Here is a 21261-nt window from a genome sequence, read left to right on the forward strand (position 1 = left end):
TGGTGGCTGTCCCGCCGTCATCGCGGGCAAGCCCGGCTCCCACAGGGGAACGCATTCCAAATGTGGGAGCTGGCTTGCCTGCGATGCAGGCGACTCGGTCTGTCAGATATTCTGCCGATCACCCTTAGGATCGAAGAACACCGAAGAAACAATCTCCGCCTCGATCACGCTGCCATCGGCCAGCGGTGCGAACACGCGCTCGCCGATGCGTTTCAAACCGCCCTTGACCACGCCCATGGCAAACGAATACCCCAGGGAGTTGTGCAAGTAGCTGGAAGTCACGTGACCGACCATGGTCATCGGGATCGCCTGCTTGGTGTTGAACACCAGTTGCGCGCCTTCCGGCAGCCATTTGGTCGGATCGATCGGCTTGAGCCCCACCAACTGTTTGCGCTGATCCCGCACACAATCTTCGCGGTTCATGCCGCGCCAGCCGATCCACGAGAACGGTTTGGTGCGGCCGACACACCAGCCCATGTTCAGGTCGTCCGGGGTCATAGAGCCGTCGGTGTCCTGGCCGACGATGATGAAGCCCTTCTCGGCGCGCAGGATGTGCATGGTCTCGGTGCCGTACGGCGTCAGGTTGTACTGCTTGCCGGCCGCGACGATTATTTCCAGCACGCCCATGGCGTAGTCGGCTTGCACGTTGACTTCGTACGACAGCTCACCAGTAAACGAAATCCGGAACACCCGCGCTGGCACGCCGCCGACCAGGCCTTCTTTCCAGGTCATGAACGGGAACGCTTCGTTGCTCAGATCAATGTCAGTGACGTCGGCCAGCAGCTTGCGGCTGTTCGGCCCGGACAGGGTCATGGTTGCCCAGTGATCGGTCACGGAGGTGAAGTACACCTTCAGGTCCGGCCATTCGGTCTGCTGATAGATTTCCAGCCATTGCAGCACCCGGGCCGCGCCGCCAGTGGTGGTGGTCATCACGAAGTGGTTGTCGGCGAGGCAAGCGGTGACGCCGTCGTCGAAGACCATGCCGTCTTCTTTGCACATCAGGCCATAACGCGCCTTGCCCACGTCGAGCTTGGTCCAGGCGTTGGTGTAGATGCGGTTGAGGAATTCGCGCGCATCCGGGCCTTGAATGTCGATCTTGCCCAGGGTCGAAGCGTCCAGCAGGCCGACGCTGTCGCGCACGGCTTTGCATTCGCGTTTGACGGCTGCGTGGATGTCCTCACCGTTTTTCGGGAAGTACCACGGGCGTTTCCACTGCCCGACGTCTTCGAACTCGGCACCGTTTTTCACGTGCCAGTGATGCAGCGCGGTGAAGCGCACCGGCTCGAAGATGTGCCCACAGTGACGACCAGCCACAGCGCCAAACGTCACCGGCGTGTAGTTCGGACGGAACATGGTGGTGCCCATCTGCGGGATGGTCACGTTCAGCGAACGGGCGGCGATGGCCAGGCCGTTGACGTTGCCGAGCTTGCCCTGATCGGTGCCGAAGCCCAGCGCGGTGTAGCGCTTGACGTGTTCGACCGACTCGAAGCCCTCGCGGGTCGCCAGTTCGATGGCGGCGGCGGTGACGTCGTTTTGCAGGTCGACGAATTGCTTCGGCGCCCGTGCGGTGGCTTTTTCGTGTGGCACCTGGAACAGCGCCAGCGTTGGTTCTTCATGACGGCTCAGGGCTTTGGGCAGCACGCCTTCGACCACGCCGAAACCGGCTTCACTGGCGGCGCGAACACCGCCTTCAAAACCGTCGGCCAGCGAATCGCCTAGACCGTAGACGCCATTGATGCCGCCGACACACACGCGTTTCTGCGGCGCTTCGCCCGGTACGAAACCGAGGATGTCTTCACGCCAGGTCGGCTTGCCACCCAGGTGCGAAGCCAGGTGAACCACCGGGCTGTAACCGCCGGAAGTGGCAACCAGATCGCATTCAAGCCATTCGCCTGGGCTGGTCACGGCGTGTGCCTTCACATCAATCGCCGCCACGCGGGCAGCGGTCACGTGCTTGCTGCCACGGGCCTCGATCACGGCGCTGCCGGTCAGGATGCGAATGCCTTTGGCGCGAGCCTCTTCCACCAGCGCCCCACGCGGATTGCTGCGGGCGTCGGCGATGGCGACGACTTGCAGGCTGGCATCAAGCCAATCCAGCGCCACGCGGTAGGCGTGATCGTTATTGGTCGACAGCAGCAGCTTTTTGCCTGGTGCCACACCGTAACGGCGCACGTAAGTCGAAACGGCTCCGGCGAGCATGTTGCCCGGCACGTCGTTGTTGCCGTAAACCAGCGGACGCTCGCAGGCGCCGGTGGCCAGCACCACACGCTTGGCGCGAACCCGATGGATGCGCTGACGCACCTGGCCAATCGGGGCGCGGTCGCCGAGGTGATCGGTCAGGCGTTCGTGAATGGTCAGGAAGTTGTGGTCGTGATAACCGTTGACCGTGGCGCGCGGCAACAGCAACACGTCGGGGGTGCTTTTCAGTTCGGCGATCACGCTGGCAACCCACTCGGTCGCCGGCTTGCCGTCGAGGCTCTCGCGGGAATCGAGCAGGCTGCCGCCAAACTCTTCCTGCTCATCCGCCAGAATCACCCGGGCGCCGCTGCGTGCAGCCGCCAGTGCAGCGGCCAGACCCGCAGGGCCGGCGCCGACGATCAGCACGTCGCAGTGCTGGTTCATGTAGTCATAGGTGTCCGGATCGTTCTCGGTCGGCGAACGACCAAGCCCGGCAGCCTTACGAATGTACTTCTCGTAAGTCATCCAGAACGATTGCGGGTACATGAACGTCTTGTAGTAGAAACCCGGCGGCATCAGCTTGCCGCCGACCTTGCCAAGAATGCCCATCATGTCGTTGTTCACGCTCGGCCAGCCATTGGTGCTGGTGGCGACCAGGCCCTGGTACAGCGCCTGTTGCGTGGCGCGCACGTTGGGGATCTGCGTGGCTTCGGTGGCACCGATCTGCAATACCGCGTTCGGCTCTTCGGCACCGGCGGCGAAAATGCCGCGAGGGCGCGAATACTTGAAGCTGCGACCGATGATGTCGACGCCGTTGGCCAGCAGTGCAGCGGCCAGGGAATCACCTTCAAAGCCTTTGTACACCTGGCCGTTGAAGGTGAAGCTCAGCACTTTGTTGCGGTCGATCCGTCCGCCGTTGGACAGGCGATTGATCTGGCTCATACCTTCTCTCCCAGAGCCGTCTTGGCCGCTTTCTGGCCGTCAGCCGTGAATTGCGGCTTGGTGCCGATCTTGTAGGTTTCGAGAATTTCGTAGGTCACGGTGTCGCGGGTGGCGTTGAAGTACTGGCGGCAACCGGCAGCGTGAATCCACAACTCGTGATGCAGGCCGCGCGGGTTATCGCGAAAGAACATGTAGTCGCCCCACTGCTCGTCGGTGCAGGCGTTCGGGTCCAGGGGACGCGGGATGTGCGCCTGGCCGGATGCGTGGAATTCCTCTTCGGAGCGCAGTTCGCCGCAGTGAGGACAGAAGATATGCAACATAGGGATTTCTCCTGTTAGTGGGCGACGGCCGCAGCGCCGTGTTCATCGATCAGCGCACCGTTGTGGAAACGGTCGATGGAGAAAGGTGCCGCCAACGGGTGCATTTCACCCTTGGCCAGGCTGGCGGCAAACACGTTGCCCGAGCCCGGTGTGGCCTTGAAGCCACCAGTGCCCCAGCCGCAATTGAAGAACATGTTCGGCACCGGGGTTTTGGAGATGATCGGGCAGGCGTCCGGGGTGGTGTCGACGATGCCGCCCCACTGGCGGTTCATGCGCACGCGGGACAGCACCGGGAACATCTCGACGATGGCCTGGATGGTGTGTTCGATCACCGGGTACGAACCGCGCTGGCCGTAGCCGTTGTAGCCGTCGATACCGGCGCCGATCACCAGGTCGCCCTTGTCGGACTGGCTGATGTAACCGTGCACGGCGTTGGACATGATCACGCTGTCGATGATCGGTTTGATCGGCTCGGACACCAGCGCTTGCAGCGGGTGGGATTCGATGGGCAGGCGGAAGCCGGCGAGCTTGGCCATGTGCCCGGAGTTACCGGCCGTGACCACGCCGACGCGCTTGGCGCCGATGAAGCCCTTGTTGGTTTCGACACCGATGCACACGCCGTTTTCCTTGCGGAACCCGATCACTTCGGTCTGCTGGATCAGGTCCACGCCCAAGGCATCGGCGGCACGGGCAAAGCCCCAGGCCACGGCATCGTGACGGGCCACGCCGCCGCGACGCTGGACGGTGGCGCCCATCACCGGGTAGCGGGTGTTTTTCGAGCAATCGAGGTAGGGGATCTCGTCCGCCACCTGCCTGGCATCGAGCAGTTCACCGTCCACGCCGTTGAGGCGGTTGGCGCTGACCCGGCGCTCGGAATCACGAATATCCTGCAGGGTGTGGCACAGGTTATAGACGCCGCGCTGGGAGAACATCACGTTGTAGTTCAGGTCCTGGGACAGGCCTTCCCAGAGTTTCATCGCATGTTCGTACAGGTGCGCCGACTCGTCCCACAGGTAGTTGGAACGTACGATGGTGGTGTTGCGCGCGGTGTTGCCACCGCCCAGCCAGCCTTTCTCGACCACGGCGACATTGGTGATGCCGTGCTCCTTGGCCAGGTAGTAGGCGGTCGCCAGACCATGCCCGCCACCGCCGACGATGACCACGTCATAGACCTTTTTCGGGGTCGGCGTGCGCCACATTTTCTGCCAGTTTTCGTGATGGCTGAGGGAGTGCTTGAAGAGGCCGAAGCCCGAGTAGCGTTGCATAGTCATTTACTCCAAAACCGCACTCAGCGATAAACCGCGAAGTCCGCGCACAAGGCCGATACATGCCGGGCGACATTCGCTTCCACGTCGGCATCGCCGAGGTTGTCGAGGATGTCGCAGATCCAGCCGGCCAGTTCCACGCACTGGCTGACCTTGAAGCCGCGCGTGGTCACCGCCGGGGTGCCGATGCGCAGGCCCGAGGTCACGAACGGTGATTGTGGGTCGTTCGGTACGGCGTTCTTGTTGACGGTGATGTGGGCGCGACCGAGGGCTGCATCCGCCTCTTTGCCGGTGAGGCCCTGACGGATCAGGCTGACCAGGAACAGGTGGTTGTCGGTGCCGCCGGACACTACATCGTAGCCGCGTTTGATAAACACGCCGGCCATGGCCTGGGCGTTGTCGATCACTTGTTGTTGATAGGCCTTGAAGCCAGGTTCCAGCGCTTCCTTGAAGCACACGGCTTTACCAGCGATGACGTGCATCAGCGGGCCGCCCTGGCCACCGGGGAACACGGCGGCGTTGAATTTCTTTTCCAACTCTTCGTTGGCCTTCGCCAGGATCAGGCCGCCGCGTGGACCGCGCAGGGTCTTGTGGGTGGTGGTGGTGACCACGTCGGCGTAGGGCAGCGGGTTGGGGTACAGACCGGCGGCGACCAGGCCGGCGACGTGGGCCATGTCGACGAAGAGGTAGGCGCCAACCTTGTCGGCGATCTGGCGGAAGCGCGGGAAGTCCAGGGTCTTGGAGTAAGCCGAGAACCCGGCGATGATCATTTTCGGTTTGTGCTCGACCGCCAGACGCTCGACTTCGTCGTAATCGATCAGGCCGGTGTCGGTGTCGATGCCGTACTGCACGGCGTTATAGAGCTTGCCGGAGAAGCTGACCTTGGCGCCGTGAGTGAGGTGCCCGCCATGGGCCAGGCTCATGCCCAGTACGGTGTCGCCTGCGTTCAACAGGGCCAGATAGACCGCAGCGTTGGCCTGGCTGCCGGAGTGCGGCTGGACGTTGGCATAATCGGCGCCGAACAGTTGCTTGGCACGCTCGATGGCCAGGGCTTCGACCTTGTCCACGTGCTCGCAACCGCCGTAGTAGCGCTTGCCCGGATAGCCTTCGGCGTATTTGTTGGTCAGGCCGCTGCCTTGCGCTTGCATGACGCGTTTGCTGGTGTAGTTCTCGGACGCGATCAGCTCGATGTGATCTTCCTGGCGTTGCTCCTCGGCATTCATCGCCGCCAGCAGTGCATCGTCATAACCCTGGATCTGGTCTTGCTTGCTGAACATCGCGTCTCTCCCAGCGGCGGCGGTGCGCCATTCGTCTCGGTAAGGCATGTGCCTTTCGACAGTGCCCTTTGGATGCGATGGTATGACCGGCGCAGACAGGCCAAATGCCTATGGACGCCACGCAAAGGTGCGTTTACGACATGGGCTGAAAACGCTGGCCTTTGTGGCGAGGGAGCTTGCTCCCGACGGGCTGCGTAGCAGCCCCAAACCCGGCCGACGCCTGATGTCTGATACACCGCGCTGACTGGGTTTGGGAGTCCTTCGGCCTCCAGCGGGAGCAAGCTCCCTCGCCACAGGTGATCGGATCAGACGATGATTTGGCGTAGTGCAAGCAATAGCAGGAAATGCGCGGGATAGAGCGCATACGCCCAGCGACGCATGGGCGGCGGCTTGAGGCGACTGGTCTGTCGCAACAGCAACAGCCCCAGCAATGGCGCAATCAGGCACGCAACGATACCCAGGATCGCCGCCCGGTTGCCAAATTCAGCCGCTTCGTACAGCACTCGCCACTGATTCCCCGCCAGGCACACCAGCCCTGGCAGCACGCTGAAATACCAGGGCCGACGGATTACCAGCAACATCGCCAACGGCAGCAATACACCGAAAAAACCGAACATCAGTCGCTCGTTGAACACCAGCGCCAGCACCACCGCCGCCATCGTCAGCCCCCGTGCCGGCAGCGTCGGATCCTGCCAGCCACGCGCCACCAGCAGCCCGAGCACCAGTGTGGGCATCACGTTCAACGTGTCGGGATCAGGAATGTACACACGGTAGGGAATTTCGCTGATGGCACTAAACACCATCAACCAACCCAGATAACGCCACTGACCACTGCCCGCCACAACCGATGCCCGCGCCAGGTTCGCCGCCATCGCCAGACAGAACCACGGGAACGCCAGCCGTCCCGGCACATACAGCAGATCGAGGGAATAACCGACATATCGCAGGTGATCGAGCACCATGCTCAGCAGCGCCAGCCACTTGAGCAGATCCAGCGCGCCGTCGCGTTTAGTCCTGTGCATAATTGCCCTTGATCCCTGTAATTTTCTGATAGCAACATCCGTGCGTTCGCCGGACGATCTTCGGTACAGTGCACACCATCATTGACCACGAGGCTCTTTTACCCCTTGAGCCCCGACCACGGAAAACGGCCATGACCGACAAGAGCCAACAATTCGCCAGCGACAACTATTCCGGTATCTGCCCTGAAGCCTGGGCAGCCATGGAACAAGCCAACCACGGCCACCAGCGCGCCTATGGCGACGACGAATGGACCGCCCGCGCGTCCGATCACTTCCGCCAGCTGTTCGAGACCGACTGCGAAGTGTTCTTCGCCTTCAACGGCACGGCAGCCAACTCCCTGGCGCTGTCGTCGCTGTGCCAGAGTTACCACAGCGTGATCTGCTCGGAAACCGCCCACGTCGAAACCGACGAATGCGGCGCGCCGGAATTCTTTTCCAACGGATCCAAACTGCTGATTGCCCGCACTGAAAACGGCAAGATCACACCGGAATCGATTCGCGAAGTCGCGCTCAAGCGCCAGGACATCCACTACCCCAAACCCCGCGTCGTGACCCTGACCCAGGCCACCGAAGTCGGCAGTATCTACACCCCGCAAGAAGTGCGCGCCATCAGCGCCACCTGCAAGGAACTCGGCCTGCACCTGCACATGGACGGTGCCCGGTTCTCCAACGCCTGCGCATTCCTCGGCTGCTCCCCGGCAGACCTGACCTGGAAAGCCGGGGTGGATGTGTTGTGCTTCGGCGGCACGAAAAACGGCATGGCGGTGGGTGAGGCGATTCTGTTCTTCAACCACGACCTGGCCGAAGACTTCGACTACCGCTGCAAACAGGCCGGCCAGCTGGCGTCCAAGATGCGCTTCCTGTCGGCGCCGTGGGTCGGGATTCTGGAAAGTGGCGCCTGGCTCAAATACGCCCATCACGCCAACCGCTGCGCACAGTTGCTGGCGGAACTGGTCAGCGACATCCCCGGCGTGGAACTGATGTTCCCGGTGCAGGCCAACGGCGTGTTCCTGCAACTGTCGGAACCGGCCATCGCCGCGCTGACCGCCCGCGGCTGGCGCTTCTACACCTTCATCGGCAAGGGCGGCGCACGCTTCATGTGCTCGTGGGACACCGAAGAAGAACGCGTGCGGGAACTGGCGGCGGATATTCGGGACGTGATGTCCCACTAAGCAGCGACACGATCCCCTGTGGCGAGGGTGCTTGGCGAAACGTCGCACCGTCCCGCCCAGCGGCGCAGCCGTCGTAAAACCAGCCGATGCGGTCTGTCTGACAGACCGCATTCTCAGATGTCGGGGCCGCTTCGCGCCCCAGCGGGAGCAAGCTCCCTCGCCACAAAAGCCCTCACAAGCCTTCTCAAGCTCTCACAAGCCTTCTCAAGCCCTCGAAAGCCCTCAAAAGCCCTCTCCAAGCCCTCTCCAAGGCTTCACAAGCTTTCACAGCTTTCACAGCTTTCACAGCTTTCACAACCTTCACAACCTTCACAACCTTCACAACCTTCACAATCCTTCTCAAGCCTTCTCAAGCCTTCTCAAGCCTTCACAAGCCCTCAAAAGCCCTCTCCAAGGCTTCACAAGCCTTCAAAGCTTTCACAACCTTCACAACCTTCACAACCTTCACAACCTTCACAAGCCCTCAAAAGCCCTCACAAGCCGTTCGCCCCTGCTGCCCTGGTCTACATTGTCCTGCGAGCCGTTCCATCCGCTCAGACAACAATAATCAGGAGCGCACGCATGTCCCTACAAGGCAAAACCCTGTTCATCACCGGCGCCAGTCGCGGGATTGGTCGCGAGATCGCGCTGCGTGCTGCAAGAGACGGGGCCAATATCGTGATCGCGGCCAAAAGCGCCGAGCCGCATGCCAAACTGCCCGGCACTATCTTCAGCGTGGCCAAGGAAGTCGAAGCCGCAGGCGGCAAGGCGCTGGCTCTGCAGGTGGACGTGCGCGATGACGTCGCGGTACGCGCGGCGCTGGCCCAGGCCAACGAGCATTTTGGCGGCATTGATGCGCTGATCAACAATGCGGGCGCCATCAAGCTGACTGGCGTTCAGCACGTCGAGCTCAAGCGTTTCGACCTGATGCACCAGATCAACACACGTGCTGTGTTGTTGTGCAGCCAGGCCGCCCTGCCCTACCTGAAAAAATCCAGTGGCCACATCCTCAATCTGTCACCACCGCTGAACCTGGCGACGAAATGGTTCGCGCAGTACAGCCCTTACACCGTCACCAAATACGGCATGAGCATGCTGACCCTGGGCATGAGCGAGGAATTTGCCAGCTACGGCATCAGCGTCAACTCGCTGTGGCCGCAGACCATGATTGCCACGGCGGCCATCGAGTTCCAGCTCGGCTCGCGCGAATCCTTCAAACACGCACGAACCCCGGCGATCATGGCCGATGCGGCTTCCATCATTCTGGACAGCAGCGGTCGCGGCATTACCGGACGGTTGCTGATTGATGAAGAGATTCTGCGGGAACACGGCATAACCGAGTTTGAACACTATCGGTTCGCCCCTGACAGCAGCGACGTACTGATGCCGGACCTGTTTGTAGGCTGAAGAAACCAATCGATCAGAGAAGACCACAAAACCTGTGGGAGCGAGCCTGCTCGCTCCCACAAGGGATTGGTGTGGGTTAGAACTCTATGCGCACATCGCCCTTCGGCACGCTGCAGCACGACAGGATAAACCCTTCGGCTTCGTCTTCCTCGGTGATCCCGCCGTTGTGGTCCATCTCCACTTCGCCGCCCAGTTTCATGACCTTGCACGTCCCGCAAATCCCCATCCCGCAGGCCTTCGGAATCAGCAGCCCGAGCTTGGCCGCTGCCGCATGCACGGTTTCGCCCGGCGCCACGCGGATGCTCTTGCCGGATGCGGTGAATTCCACCTGATGCAGGTCGGCCAGGTCGACTTCCGGTGCGTCGGCGGCGATTTCGGCTTGTTCCACGGCATCGGCGCGAGCTTCCGGTGGCGTCGCCCCGAACGATTCCTCGTGATAGCGACTCATGTCGAAACCGGCCGCTTCGAGCATGCGCTTGACCGCATTCATGTACGGCGTCGGGCCGCAGCAGAACACTTCGCGTTCCAGGAAGTCCGGCGCCATCAGCTCCAGCATCTTGTGGTTCAGGTAGCCGCGATAACCGGCCCACGGCTCGCCAAGGCCATGCTTCTCGCAGATCAGGTGCAGGCTGAAATTGTCGATGCGCGAGGCCATGTGTTCCAGCTCGCGGTGGTAAATGATGTCCTTGGGTGAGCGGGCGCTGTGAATAAACACCATGTCGACGTTGCCGTTGGTGTCGTAGAACCAGCGTGCCATGGACATCACCGGGGTGATGCCGACACCGCCGCTGAGGTACAGCACCTTCGGCGCGGTGAAATCCATGGCGTTGAACAGCCCGACCGGCCCGTGCACCGCCAGTTCCTGGCCTTCGTGCAGGGTGTCATGCAACCAGTTGGAGACCTTGCCCCCCGGCACGCGCTTGATGGTCACCGAAAAGCTGTACGGCACCGACGGCGAACTGGAAATGGTGTATGAGCGCATGATCGGCACACCGTCGATTTCCAGCTCCAGGGTGACGAACTGCCCAGGCTTGAAGAAGAACAGAATCGGCTGATCGGCCATGAAACAGAAGGTGCGCACGTCCCAGGTTTCCTGGATGACTTTGACGCAACGGACGATGTGTCGACCGTTGGCCCAGGTCTGGGTAGTGACCGGATTCAGGAAGCTGTTGGACATGCTGATCTCCACGGCCGACTGTCGGCCTTATGTTGGCGATTCTGCGTAACGCGCGAACCACCCATTTACCTATCTGCGACATTCACATACTTATCGCGACCAGCCCCCAACTACCGGGGGTTGCGCGTCGGGAACAGAGTGGGCCATGTCGCTCGTGGATAAGGTTGCGGGCAGCGCCGGCCCCACACTCGCTCCACACAAAGACGACTTCTTTACACCTTGCGTAGCAAACCGTATCAGCCACTTTCGCCGGCCACACAGAATGGCCATGAGGATTAAACGATGGACGTCACCGCAAAACTGAGCCTGGGCGATCCGCTGGAACCCGCACGCAAGGCCACCGCCCAGATGCTGCAGGAGCGCGAGCGTACGTTCTCGCTGCCGCAGCCGTTCTACTCTGACGAGCGGCTGTTTGATATCGATATGCAGGAGATCTTCCAGAAAGAGTGGTTGATCGCCGGCATGGCCTGCGAAATCCCGACCAAGGGCAATTACCTGACCCTGCAAGTCGGCAAGAACCCGATCATCGTGATTCGCGGCGCCGAAGGCGTGATCCATGCGTTCCACAACGTCTGTCGCCACCGTGGTTCGCGGCTGTGCACCAGTGAAAAAGGCAAAGTCGCCAAGCTGGTCTGCCATTACCACCAGTGGACCTACGAGCTGGACGGCCGCCTGCTGTTCGCCGGCACCGAAATGGGCGCCGACTTTGACATGAAGCAGTACGGCCTCAAACCGGTGAATGTGAAGACGGCTGGCGGTTACGTCTTCATCAGCCTGGCGGAAAACCCGCCGGCCATTGATGACTTCCTGCAGACGCTGAACCACTACATGGAACCGTATGACATGGAGAACACCAAGGTGGCGATTACCACCACCTTGATGGAAAAGGCCAACTGGAAACTGGTGCTGGAAAACAACCGCGAGTGCTACCACTGCAACGCGTCGCACCCGGAGCTGCTGAAAACCCTGCTGGAATGGGACGACGTCACCGACCCTCGCGCCGATCAGGCGTTCAAGGACCATGTCGCCGCCTCCGCTGCCGCCTGGGAAGCCGAAAAAATCCCCTACGCCCACGCCAGCTTCGGCCTGCGTAACCGCATCGTGCGCATGCCACTGCTCAAGGGCACCGTATCGATGACCCTCGACGGCAAGCAAGGCTGTAAAAAACTCATGGGCCGCATCAAGAACCCGGACCTCGGCTCGATGCGCATCCTGCACCTGCCGCATTCGTGGAACCACTGCATGGGCGACCACATCATCGTGTTTACGGTGTGGCCGATCAGCGCGCAGGAAACCATGGTCACCACCAAGTGGATCGTGCACAAGGACGCGGTCGAAGGCGTGGATTACGACGTGGACCGCATGCGTCAGGTGTGGGATGCGACCAACGACCAGGACCGGCGCCTGGCCGAAGAGAATCAGCGCGGGATCAACTCCACGGCTTACCAGCCTGGGCCTTATTCGAAGACGTACGAGTTTGGCGTGGTGAATTTTGTCGACTGGTACAGCGAGCGGTTGTTGAGCAATTTGGGAGCGGAGCCTGCGCCGTACCTCAAGGGTGTGCCGGTTCAGGGCTGATCAAGAACAAAGCTTCGCGAGCAGGCTCGCTCCCACATTTGATCTTCGGTTCGCCAAAGATCCACTGTGGGAGCGAGCTTGCTCGCGAAAGCGGTATCCCACTCCCTTATTTGATCTTCGGTGCGCCAAAGATCCACTGTGGGAGCGAGCTTGCTCGCGAAAGCGGTATCCCACTCCCTTATTTGATCTTCGGTGCGCCAAAGATCCACTGTGGGAGCGAGCTTGCTCGCGAAAGCGGTGTCACATTCACCCGATCAGTTGGAGGACCACCGCACCGACCCATCCTCCCCGATAAACGTCTCCTCGATGTTCTCCCCCACCAGCCGCACTTTCACATACCCGTTCAACACCCGATCCGGGTACGCCTCGTCCTTGGCATTCTTGCTTTCCGACCACAGCACCTGTGGGATGCCGTCCAGTTCGCTGGCGTCGCCATAGGGAATCGCCCCGTGCCCGACGCAACGGGCATGCAGCCCGCCCTGGGCGGCGTAGCAGATGCCGTTGTGCAAATGCCCCCAATACCAGTAATCCGGCTCGCGCCCCAGGGCATCACACACCGGCTGATACAGCGCCGTCTTGTTCTTGCCGCCAATGTCGAAGCCCTGGTGATGGCTGAGCACCATGATTTTCTTGCGCTGCGGCAAGCCTTTCATCCAGTCGATCTGCGGCTGGTTCAAGGTGCCGTCCATGTACAGGTTCAACGGTTTCGAGGCATAGGCCGTATCAAGGCCGATCACCAGCCAGTCATCGTTATACAGCGCGAAATAACTGGTGCCCTGTTGCTGCGGGAAGCGCTTGGCCAGCTCCTTGAAGTAGCCGTGGGCGCCGCTGTACATCTCGTGATTGGAATTGAGCGTGAACGAACCCTGCCGCCCCTGCGGCCAACCGACCATGTCGACGCCTTCTTCGGAGTTGGTGCCGGCGTAATACACATCGCCCAGGTGAATGGTGAAGTCCGGCGCGCCGAGCTGCATCTGCGTCGCTACCGCCACGGCCGGGGCATGGGTGTCAAACGGACCAGTACCCCAGTCGCCAGCAATCGCCAGGGTCACGTCGCTGTCCATCTTCATCAGTGCCGGGGTGGTGGCGAACGGTGCGTGACGACGCAGGTTCTCGATCCACTTGAGCAGCGACTCGCTCCACATCAGGTCCAGCAATTCCCATTTGCGGCAACCCAGCAAACTGCCGTCCTTGAGCACCTGGGTTTGCAGTTCTTCTTCCGATTGCGGCAGCGCGGTGGCGTTGCCGATGTGCAGGATCGACAGGCCGTGGGACAACTCCCACGGCACGACAGGCTCGTCGGTCGGCAGCTCGCCGTGGGCCAGCACGTATTGCGCCTGGTCATGGCCGCGCTGCAACAGCGACACAATGGCCTGATATTCCTCGGGTTCGAGGTCGCTGATGAGCTTTTTCCAGGCCATGTCCAATCGGGTGTACAGCCCGTGTACCCGCAGTTTGACCTTGTCGTATTCGTGTTCCAGATTCGAGACTAATGACATGTTTGCGTTCCTCCATCCGTCACAGGATCACAGGGTTTTCATAAACTCGATGAGCGCCCGTTTATCGTCGTCCGACAGTTGCGTGCCATACAGGTGGCCACTGTTGTGGTTGCCCTCCAGACGCGTGTCGTATTTGAAATCAGCCGAAGCCTTGGCCTGAGCGCCACTGGTGACGAAGCCGACCTTCTGCTGGTCGTACACGTCAGAGCCGGTGAAGAATACCTGAGGCCTTTTTTCCGGTATTTGCAGCAAATCCCACAGGGTCGGCACCGAGCCGTTATGCAGGTACGGCGCGCGCATCCAGATGCCGTCGGTGGGCGTGTTGCTGTAGCTCTGGGTCTTGCGATAGGCGTTGAAGTCGAACGGCGGTTTCTTGAAGCTGTGGAACGCCGTCACCAGGCCCGTGGTAAACGAGTCCAGGCGATGCGGATCGGTGCCCAGTTCGTCGATGCTGGTGGTGACTTGCCCTGTGTCGGCGCGGCCAAAGTCATGGCAACCGGCGCAGTTTTTCTCCCAGATCGGCTTGCCCTGAGCAACCTTCGCCTGATCCAGCGCCCACGGCCAGGCCGGTGGCTTGGTGCCCAGCAACCAGTTGGTCACGCGGTTGAAGCTTTGCGGCAGCACCGATTCCGGCGTCGCCCCCACCGCCATCGCCGCGGCGTAGTTGCGCTCGTGAATGTCGTTGTTATTGCCGTCCCAGTGCAGGTACAGCGACTCCCGGGGTTTCTGGTTCCAGATTTGCGGCAGGTCCACGGTGCCGATGGTCGAGTCATCCGGGAAGCCGAACACCACCATTTTGGTCGGGTTGAACGTGTCGGTACGCCCCGGCCCTTGCGGCGGCCGCAGCTTTTGCCAGGCGTAGGCCTGTTTCTGCTTGAGCAGCGCGCTCTTGGCCATCGGGATGATCAGGTAGCGGTTGTACAGCCGCTCGAAAAAGCCGAGCTGGAACTTGCTGTTGATCGCCGCCATCACCGCGTCGGTGGTGAATTTCGGGTCGCTGGCGCAATCGTAGGCGAACCACTGGAACGCTTGCAGTTGCAGGGTGTTGGCCGGCGCGGTCGCCAGGTTAGTGGCGACGTCACTGGCATTGGCCCGGTAAGACCCGGTGTGGCACAAGGCGCAGTTGGGCTCGACGGTCGGGTAGCCGATTTGCCGTTTGGCCATGCCGATGGGCAAGTCCTTGCCGTTCTCGTAGAGGAACCCGAAGACTTCATAACCACCGGGTTTCGGCAGCTTTTCCGGGCACATCTGCGGCAAGACGGCGAACAGGTAATACGGGATGCGCGCTTCGATTCCAAGGCCGATGGCCGCGTATTTGAAGTGGTCTTCGTCGGAGGCGTATTGCTCGGCCGGCACCACTCGCAACATCTGATACCAGGTTTCGTAACCGAAGAAACCCAGCAGCAGTACCACGATCAGCGTGCCGACCTTGAACCCGTGGCTCTGCCAGCGAAGCGCCCAGCCCGCTCGCCATTCCCGCCAGCCATCGCACAGCAAGGCCACGGGGCGGTTGGCGGGTGTGGTGCCCAGATAGAGCAGGATGCCGAGGATCAGGAAGAAGCTCAGATCGCCCATCAACATCGGCACGAACACCGTCGCCTCGTTGCTGGTGTTGATCAGGTAGATCCAGAACGCCACGGCGATCAGCCGCGTCAGCACGCACAGCCACGAATGCACCACGAACCGTGGCGCGTTGAAGCCCGACGGCATGTAGAACACGCTGATGCCCACCAGCAACATGCCGGCGTTTTCCAGCCATGGGTCGGAGAGTTGCGGTGGCAGGCCGAGCATCGACGTCAGCAGTGCCGGGGCGAACAGCGCCGGCAGCGCGAAGACCATGTTCATCACGATGCCTAGCCAGATGAAGCGTTGAAACCAGCGGATGTAAGTGTCCATATCATCCATTTCCTTGTTGTCACCAAAACCCGAGGTAACACACCTGTGGCGAGGGGGCTTGCCCCCGTTCGGCTGCGAAGCAGTCGTAAAACCTGCGAATGCGGTTTCTCCTGATGGACCGCATACACCGGTTTGGGGCCGCTTCGCGACCCAACGGGGGCAAGCCCCCTCGCCACAAAAGCTCCCTCGCCACAGGGGATTTGCGTTAGCCGAGGGCGGTCTTCTCCAGGTGTTGCAGGATGATCGGATACACATCCACCACTGCATTCTTGCCGAACATGCAGTCGATATGGCCATACCCCGGCACCACCTGCCGGCTGTAACGCTCCGGCCCATGCACCTTGCACAGCCGCTCATAAGTCTTGAGCGTGCTTTCGGGCAGATAGCACTGGTTGTCCGCGCCGCTGATGAAGCAGATCGGCATGGTCAGGCGGTCGAAGTGCTGCATGTAGACGTCTTCACCCTTGAAGTTGACCAGGTGCCCTTTGCGCACGATCAGCGCCAGGTGTTCGAAGGTGTGCATGTTCGACTCGCCGAACAGTTCGTGCAGGTTGTCGTGCAGGGTTTCATTGAGGGTGTCGTGGCGGTACAGCGATGCATACATGAAGGTGATGCGGTGACACACCGGGTTGGTGCAATAGCCCTGGGCCTCGATCCGGGCGTAGCCGTTAAGCGCCTTGTCATAGAGTTTGTTGAACCAGTTCTCCTTGTTGTCGGCATACGCCGTGAGTGATTTGACGCCGATGGCATCGAGCATCCCCGGCAAATGCAAACCGGCCTTGAGCCCGGTGGCCGTGGCGACCACGGTGTCCGCCGCAATCTGCGAGCAGACCACCGAACGCACGCCCTGCAACCCGGCCAGCAGCGACATGAAGAAGGTCGTCGCACCGTAACAATGCACCACGCATTGCACGTCCCGCGCCTGGGTCGCTTGCTGGATCTGTTCGATGGCGGCCTTGAAATCGTACTGGGCAATCTGGTCGCCGTTCCACTCGTGCTTGCTGGCGGGCAGCAGGATGCTGACCCGAAAATCCAGGAGCCAGACGTCGTACTCGTGCTTGCACAGGTACTCCAGCAGGTTGGTCTGGATGGTGTCGGTGGAGAAAATATTCGAGCCCACACCCAAGCCATGTACCAGCATCACCGGGCCTTTGCTGCCGCCCTGATAACGGGTCAGGCGCAGCTCGACGCTGTCTTCGGTCTGGAAGAAATGCACGCTTGGCGGCGGCGCGTCCAAAGGCCGTTTCAGCCGGGGCGGTGCGTCGGGGTTGAAGTAGATATCGCCAGCGAACACGCCGCCATAACTTTCCCACAGGATGCCGGCAAAGAACTTGCCGAAGCGCGCCAGGCCCTCGACGCGTTCACGTTCGTTGCGCGCATTGAGCACCTTCATGGTGGTCATCTGCTTGGCGAAATCGGTCGGATGAATGTGCATCACCCCGGAGCCGATCACCGCGCCGCTCTTGTCCGGCCCGCTATACAGCGTCACGTACAGCGTGCTGGTGTCGTGCCAGATATTCAGCACGCCATTGTCTTCGGGCACGGTTTTGAAGGCACTGAAGAAATAGTCGTGGCCGTCCTCGGCGGTCAGTTTCATGTCGTAGTTCATGTGCCGTACGCCGACCTGCTCCTGATACTGCTCGAACAGGTTGAACACGCCGTTGCTGGCGGTCAGCGGTAGCGGCGACAGGGCCGGCGCATTCAGGGTGCCAACCAGCGTCGCAGCGTGTTCCGGCTCCTTGATCATGCGGTTGAGGTCATTGGCGGTGATAGTCAGGGTGAACTCGATGGGCGAGTTTTGCGATTCACCACGAGTGGCCGCCGCTTCATACAGCTTGAGGTCGGTGCCTTGCGGTTGGATGAAGTCCCTGGAGAAAAAACCCTTCATGGTTTCGGTGAACTGCACGCCCAACGTCGGCGGTGCCACCGATTTGCGCGGCGCCGAGGGCAGCGTGTAGTCGATGTGCCAACCGCGATCGGCCGCCAACAGGCCCATGTTGCGCTCGCTCACGGCGGAAATGGTCAGCAACGGATTGACCGCCAGTGAGGTCGGAATCACCGCACCGTCGGTCACGTACAAACCGGGATAGACGTCGGTGCCGCTGACGCCGCTGAACACCTGGCCCTTGTGGTTGACCACGCCCTGCCCTGCGTCCTCGCCCATTACACAACCGCCCAATGGGTGAACCGAGACGATGCTGTGCTTGAGCAGCTTGGTCCAGATCGGATTCTCGACCCAGATCCCGCCCAGCGCCTGGGTACTCAGGTGCAGCCGTTCGTTGCCGATCTTGACGTTTTCCTGCTCGCCGACGCCCGGCCAGTCGATGCGCAACTGATCCTTGCTGTCGAGCACCATACGGCCTTTGCCGTCGTCGTGACTCATGATCAGGTAGGTCTGCATGTTGTGCAGCGCGCCGTAATACGGGCCACGCAGGAAGCTCTCGGCTTCGCGCTCCTTGTATTTCAGCTTGCCGGTAAAACTGTCGTCGGTGGGCTTGCCGATCACTTCAGCGAACGCGGCCATGCTCGGCACCATTGGGCGCCCAAGCGCGCCGGGGATCGAGCCTTCTTCAATGACCATGCGGCTGCGCCAGTCGCCTTCGGTGCGCATGTCAATGATCGAGGTGATGCACGGGCCGACCGGGTCCAGTTCCTTGGCCGGGTGCGCACCGAAGCCGATGCCGTTGATCGGTTGCTCGCAGTTGTGGCCGAAGCCGAGGATGTCGCCATTGCCGCTCATGTTTTCGCCGAGCTGGTTGGACGTCGACAGGCCTTTTTCGCGCGAACGCAGCAGGATTTCGGTCGAGCCCAACGTGCCGGCGGACACCACAACGATGTCGGCCTTGACGAACAGAGTCGGCGCCGAAAACATCTCGCGACCGCTGTCCAGGTACTGGAAGTGCACGATCCAGCCATCACCGTCGCGCTCCAGATGCCGCACCTCGGCCTGACAGAAAATCTGCGCACCGTGGTTGCTGGCGTCCGGCAGGTAGTTCATCAACGTGGTGTTCTTGGCCTTGTTGTTACAGCCAGAGACGCAGTCGCCACAATGGTTGCAGGGCAGTTGCTCGACACCGACGTGATTGATGTTGTTGGGCAGTTTGTCGAAGGTCACGTTGATCGGCGGCTTGTAGAAGTGCGCGCCTTGCTTGAGGTAGTCCGCTGATTTTTTGTTGGCCTCCAGTTTCGGCAGCGTTGGCGACGTGCTCGGGTAAGGATTGGGCTTGAGCATTTCCCGGGCGCGGGCATAGCCGTCCTTGAGCAGCGTATCGCGGTGTTCGCGCACGGCGAGCGGCCAGCGCGGGTCGTCGAACACACCGGGCTCCGGCTCCAGTGCCACGTTGGCATTGATCAGTGATGTACCGCCCAGGCCACAACCGACCACCACGTTCTGCTGGGCGTTGACGTGCAAGTCGAACAGCCCGGTGCGCGAACCGATATGGCCGTCCGGATCATGCACCTGCAACTCCTCGGTCGCGGCGATCATGGTGTTGGGGTACTCGCCAGGCTGGATTTCCCGGCCCCGCTCCAGCAGGCACACACGCTTGCCGGCTCTGGACAGGCGTGAAGCGGCAATCCCGCCGCCGTAGCCGGAGCCGATAACAATCACGTCATAGTGTTCCTGGATGTCGCTGATGGGCGTTGCGATCCGCGTCATGGGGTCTTTCCTCTCTCAGGCTGATGGGGCAACTCTGCGGCTGCCTGCAATCAATGGACGAACGAGCACCTGGCCACCGAGCGAACTCAGCGACAGCACAGCTGTGTCTTGAACAAATCAGGCGCTATAGGCGAGCACGCTGATTGGTGGCGCGACGGTGAGTCCGTTTGCGCAGCAGAGGGGCGGGAGTTGGGACACAACTCCGGCAGAGAGCGGGGTGCGAGCGGTGTGGCTGGATATCCATCACGCGTTCTCCCTGAACCAGATGTGGATAAGTGACGTTGTCCCTGGTAACTGGTTAGTGAAGACAGGCGACCGTTCGCCGTCAAGGAAGTGCCTTAGAACTGTATGAAATCTGATCTATTGCCTTCAGGCCTATGCGCCGCGTGGCTTGCAGGGTTTGACGAACAAGTTATCCACACCTCCATCCACCGGTTATGGGGACAACTGTGGATTTGTCGGAAAATTTCTCCACAGAAAGCGAAGAAAATCCGTGACTTATCCAGAAGAAGGGTTTCCAGAGGGGATTGGCTGTTTTTTGACCAGACCGTCGAAAGCCACGGTTTGTATGGGCTGTAGAGGATGGCGAACACCTTATCCACAGAAGCGCCAACAGACTTTGGGGGCAACTTTGGTGGATCTGTGGAAAACCGTTGAATACCGCGATTTTCAAGGGTTTGCGCGGAGTTTTGCGGGTCGAAAATGGATTTTGATCGTTTTATGATCAACTGCCTAATAGTCCCGGTTTATAAGGCCTGTAGCGGTTAGCGAACATCTTATCCACAGAAGCGCCAACAGAGATTGGGGGCAAGTATTGGCCTGCGGGCAAAGTTATCCTCGGGAAAAAGCCCGGAAAAACCGTGAGTTAGGCTGGTTGTTTTTTGTACTGAGCGCTACAGGGCTTGATTTGTATGGGGTACAGCGAGGGGCGAACATGTTATCCACAGAAGCGCTAACAGGGATTGTGGGTAAAACACATCGCGCGTGAAAAGCACCTATCCCTGTGGGGGCGAGCCTGTTCGCGAAAGCGGTTTGTCAGGCAACATCATCGTTGAAGCGGATGGCCTCTTCGCGAGCAGGCTCGCTCCCACAGTGAATTAGTGATGAATCCGGGTCAGCGAACCACGCCTTCTTCAATCAGCAATTTGAGGATCGCTTCGGCACCTGCCTGCGCCGTGACGTCCTTGAGCACTTGCCCACCGCCACCGCTGGCCTTGGCCGTCGCGGCCTTCATGCGGTCCGCGCCGCTCTTGGCCTTGATCACTTTCAAACGCTTGGGCCGTGGTTTGGCCGGTTGCAGGGTTGCCACGGCCAACAGTTCATCATCGATCACTTCAACTTCATCGGCCTGCAATACCCCGCGCCGGGCCGGGCCATAAGCACTCTGCCGAGGCTTGGGCGCAGCGTTATCCACAGTTGCCAGAAACGGCAGACGCACTTTCAGCCGGCGGCGCTGACCACGGGGCAAGGCTTGCAGCACCAGCGCCGAGCCGCCGTCGATGGATTCGACCTGTGCCAACCCCACCACCAACGGCCAGCCCAGGTTTTCCGCCAGCAGGAACGGCAACATCCCCGAGCCTTCGCCGGTTTCCGCCTGGCTGCCGGTGAGCACAACCTGCGCCCCCGCATCACGCAAATACGCAGTCAATGCTGGCAATGCGTCGGCGCCGACCGGCTGCTCCAGCACATGCAGCTGTTCCAGGCCCATGCCCAGATAAGCCCGCAGCGCCGGTTCCGCGATGTCGCCGGCATGCAGCACTTGCAGGTTATCCCCAGCCAGTTGCAGACCCAGTTCCACCGCACGCGCATCCTGCTCGGCGCGACGTGGCCGACCGGAAGTCGGGTGGGCGCCGATGGACACCAGGCTGATGATTTTCGTACTCATGATCTT

At 60.8% G+C, this 21261-nt stretch carries 13 protein-coding genes; 3 read left to right on the plus strand and 10 right to left on the minus strand.

What is annotated here, in order from left to right:
* Positions 1-102: 102 nt before the first annotated feature.
* The 5 genes from POF45_RS13435 to POF45_RS13455 all read right to left on the minus strand — a co-directional run bounded on the left by POF45_RS13435 (position 103) and on the right by POF45_RS13455 (position 7004).
* A complete protein-coding gene (locus tag POF45_RS13435) occupies positions 103-3120 on the minus strand; it encodes a sarcosine oxidase subunit alpha (RefSeq protein ID WP_282315846.1) in 3018 nt (1005 codons plus the stop codon).
* Positions 3117-3440, minus strand: a complete 324-nt coding sequence (locus POF45_RS13440) for a sarcosine oxidase subunit delta (RefSeq protein WP_259497174.1) — start codon at positions 3438-3440, stop codon at positions 3117-3119. Before POF45_RS13440 ends, POF45_RS13435 begins: the two co-directional genes overlap by 4 nt.
* Before the next feature lie 14 nt (positions 3441-3454).
* Positions 3455-4705 (minus strand): sarcosine oxidase subunit beta, encoded by a 1251-nt coding sequence (locus tag POF45_RS13445; protein WP_259497175.1) that lies wholly within the window; start codon positions 4703-4705, stop codon positions 3455-3457.
* Positions 4706-4728: 23 nt separating this feature from the next.
* Positions 4729-5982, minus strand: a complete 1254-nt coding sequence (gene glyA / locus POF45_RS13450) for a serine hydroxymethyltransferase (protein WP_282315847.1) — start codon at positions 5980-5982, stop codon at positions 4729-4731.
* 305 nt (positions 5983-6287) lie between these two features.
* On the minus strand, positions 6288-7004 hold the full coding sequence (locus tag POF45_RS13455) for a TraX family protein (protein WP_282315848.1): 717 nt from the start codon (positions 7002-7004) through the stop codon (positions 6288-6290).
* A 131-nt stretch (positions 7005-7135) separates the two neighbouring features.
* Here POF45_RS13455 and POF45_RS13460 point away from each other — a divergent pair, with 131 nt between their 5' ends.
* Together POF45_RS13460 and POF45_RS13465 are read left to right on the plus strand one after the other, a co-directional pair.
* Positions 7136-8176, plus strand: coding sequence for a threonine aldolase family protein (locus tag POF45_RS13460; RefSeq protein ID WP_259497178.1), 1041 nt, complete (start codon positions 7136-7138; stop codon positions 8174-8176).
* A gap of 561 nt (positions 8177-8737) precedes the next feature.
* On the plus strand, positions 8738-9562 hold the full coding sequence (locus POF45_RS13465) for an SDR family oxidoreductase (protein ID WP_259497179.1): 825 nt from the start codon (positions 8738-8740) through the stop codon (positions 9560-9562).
* A gap of 76 nt (positions 9563-9638) precedes the next feature.
* Here POF45_RS13465 and gbcB read toward each other — a convergent pair whose 3' ends face one another.
* The gene (gene gbcB, locus POF45_RS13470; RefSeq protein WP_259497180.1) at positions 9639-10739 is read right to left on the minus strand and encodes a glycine betaine monooxygenase reductase subunit; all 1101 of its coding nucleotides are present in this window, start codon (positions 10737-10739) and stop codon (positions 9639-9641) included.
* Positions 10740-11021: 282 nt separating this feature from the next.
* On the opposite strand from gbcB, the gene gbcA reads away from it, so the two are divergent.
* Entirely contained in the window at positions 11022-12317 is a 1296-nt protein-coding gene (gene gbcA, locus POF45_RS13475; protein WP_259497181.1) for a glycine betaine monooxygenase oxygenase subunit, read from the plus strand.
* 254 nt (positions 12318-12571) lie between these two features.
* On the opposite strand, the gene POF45_RS13480 is transcribed toward gbcA, so the two are convergent.
* From POF45_RS13480 to etfB, 4 genes are all read right to left on the minus strand, one after another.
* Positions 12572-13816, minus strand: a complete 1245-nt coding sequence (locus POF45_RS13480) for a metallophosphoesterase family protein (RefSeq protein ID WP_259497182.1) — start codon at positions 13814-13816, stop codon at positions 12572-12574.
* Between the two features lie 27 nt (positions 13817-13843).
* Positions 13844-15712 (minus strand): c-type cytochrome, encoded by a 1869-nt coding sequence (locus tag POF45_RS13485; protein ID WP_282315849.1) that lies wholly within the window; start codon positions 15710-15712, stop codon positions 13844-13846.
* 205 nt (positions 15713-15917) lie between these two features.
* A complete protein-coding gene (locus POF45_RS13490) occupies positions 15918-19370 on the minus strand; it encodes an alpha/beta fold hydrolase (protein WP_259497184.1) in 3453 nt (1150 codons plus the stop codon).
* Between the two features lie 1114 nt (positions 19371-20484).
* On the minus strand, positions 20485-21255 hold the full coding sequence (gene etfB, locus POF45_RS13495; RefSeq protein WP_282315850.1) for an electron transfer flavoprotein subunit beta: 771 nt from the start codon (positions 21253-21255) through the stop codon (positions 20485-20487).
* Between the last annotated feature and the right edge of the window lie 6 nt (positions 21256-21261).

Source organism: Pseudomonas fungipugnans, from assembly GCF_029955235.1.
GTDB lineage: Bacteria > Pseudomonadota > Gammaproteobacteria > Pseudomonadales > Pseudomonadaceae > Aquipseudomonas > Aquipseudomonas fungipugnans.

Coding starts and splice junctions, on each gene's coding strand:
- POF45_RS13455 (WP_282315848.1), bottom strand. CDS start 7,004: ATGCACAGGACTAAACGCGACGGCGCGCTGGATCTGCTCAAGTGGCTG.
- POF45_RS13445 (WP_259497175.1), bottom strand. CDS start 4,705: ATGCAACGCTACTCGGGCTTCGGCCTCTTCAAGCACTCCCTCAGCCAT.
- POF45_RS13465 (WP_259497179.1), top strand. CDS start 8,738: ATGTCCCTACAAGGCAAAACCCTGTTCATCACCGGCGCCAGTCGCGGG.
- POF45_RS13485 (WP_282315849.1), bottom strand. CDS start 15,712: ATGGACACTTACATCCGCTGGTTTCAACGCTTCATCTGGCTAGGCATC.
- POF45_RS13490 (WP_259497184.1), bottom strand. CDS start 19,370: ATGACGCGGATCGCAACGCCCATCAGCGACATCCAGGAACACTATGAC.
- gbcB (WP_259497180.1), bottom strand. CDS start 10,739: ATGTCCAACAGCTTCCTGAATCCGGTCACTACCCAGACCTGGGCCAAC.
- gbcA (WP_259497181.1), top strand. CDS start 11,022: ATGGACGTCACCGCAAAACTGAGCCTGGGCGATCCGCTGGAACCCGCA.
- POF45_RS13435 (WP_282315846.1), bottom strand. CDS start 3,120: ATGAGCCAGATCAATCGCCTGTCCAACGGCGGACGGATCGACCGCAAC.
- POF45_RS13480 (WP_259497182.1), bottom strand. CDS start 13,816: ATGTCATTAGTCTCGAATCTGGAACACGAATACGACAAGGTCAAACTG.
- etfB (WP_282315850.1), bottom strand. CDS start 21,255: ATGAGTACGAAAATCATCAGCCTGGTGTCCATCGGCGCCCACCCGACT.
- POF45_RS13460 (WP_259497178.1), top strand. CDS start 7,136: ATGACCGACAAGAGCCAACAATTCGCCAGCGACAACTATTCCGGTATC.
- glyA (WP_282315847.1), bottom strand. CDS start 5,982: ATGTTCAGCAAGCAAGACCAGATCCAGGGTTATGACGATGCACTGCTG.
- POF45_RS13440 (WP_259497174.1), bottom strand. CDS start 3,440: ATGTTGCATATCTTCTGTCCTCACTGCGGCGAACTGCGCTCCGAAGAG.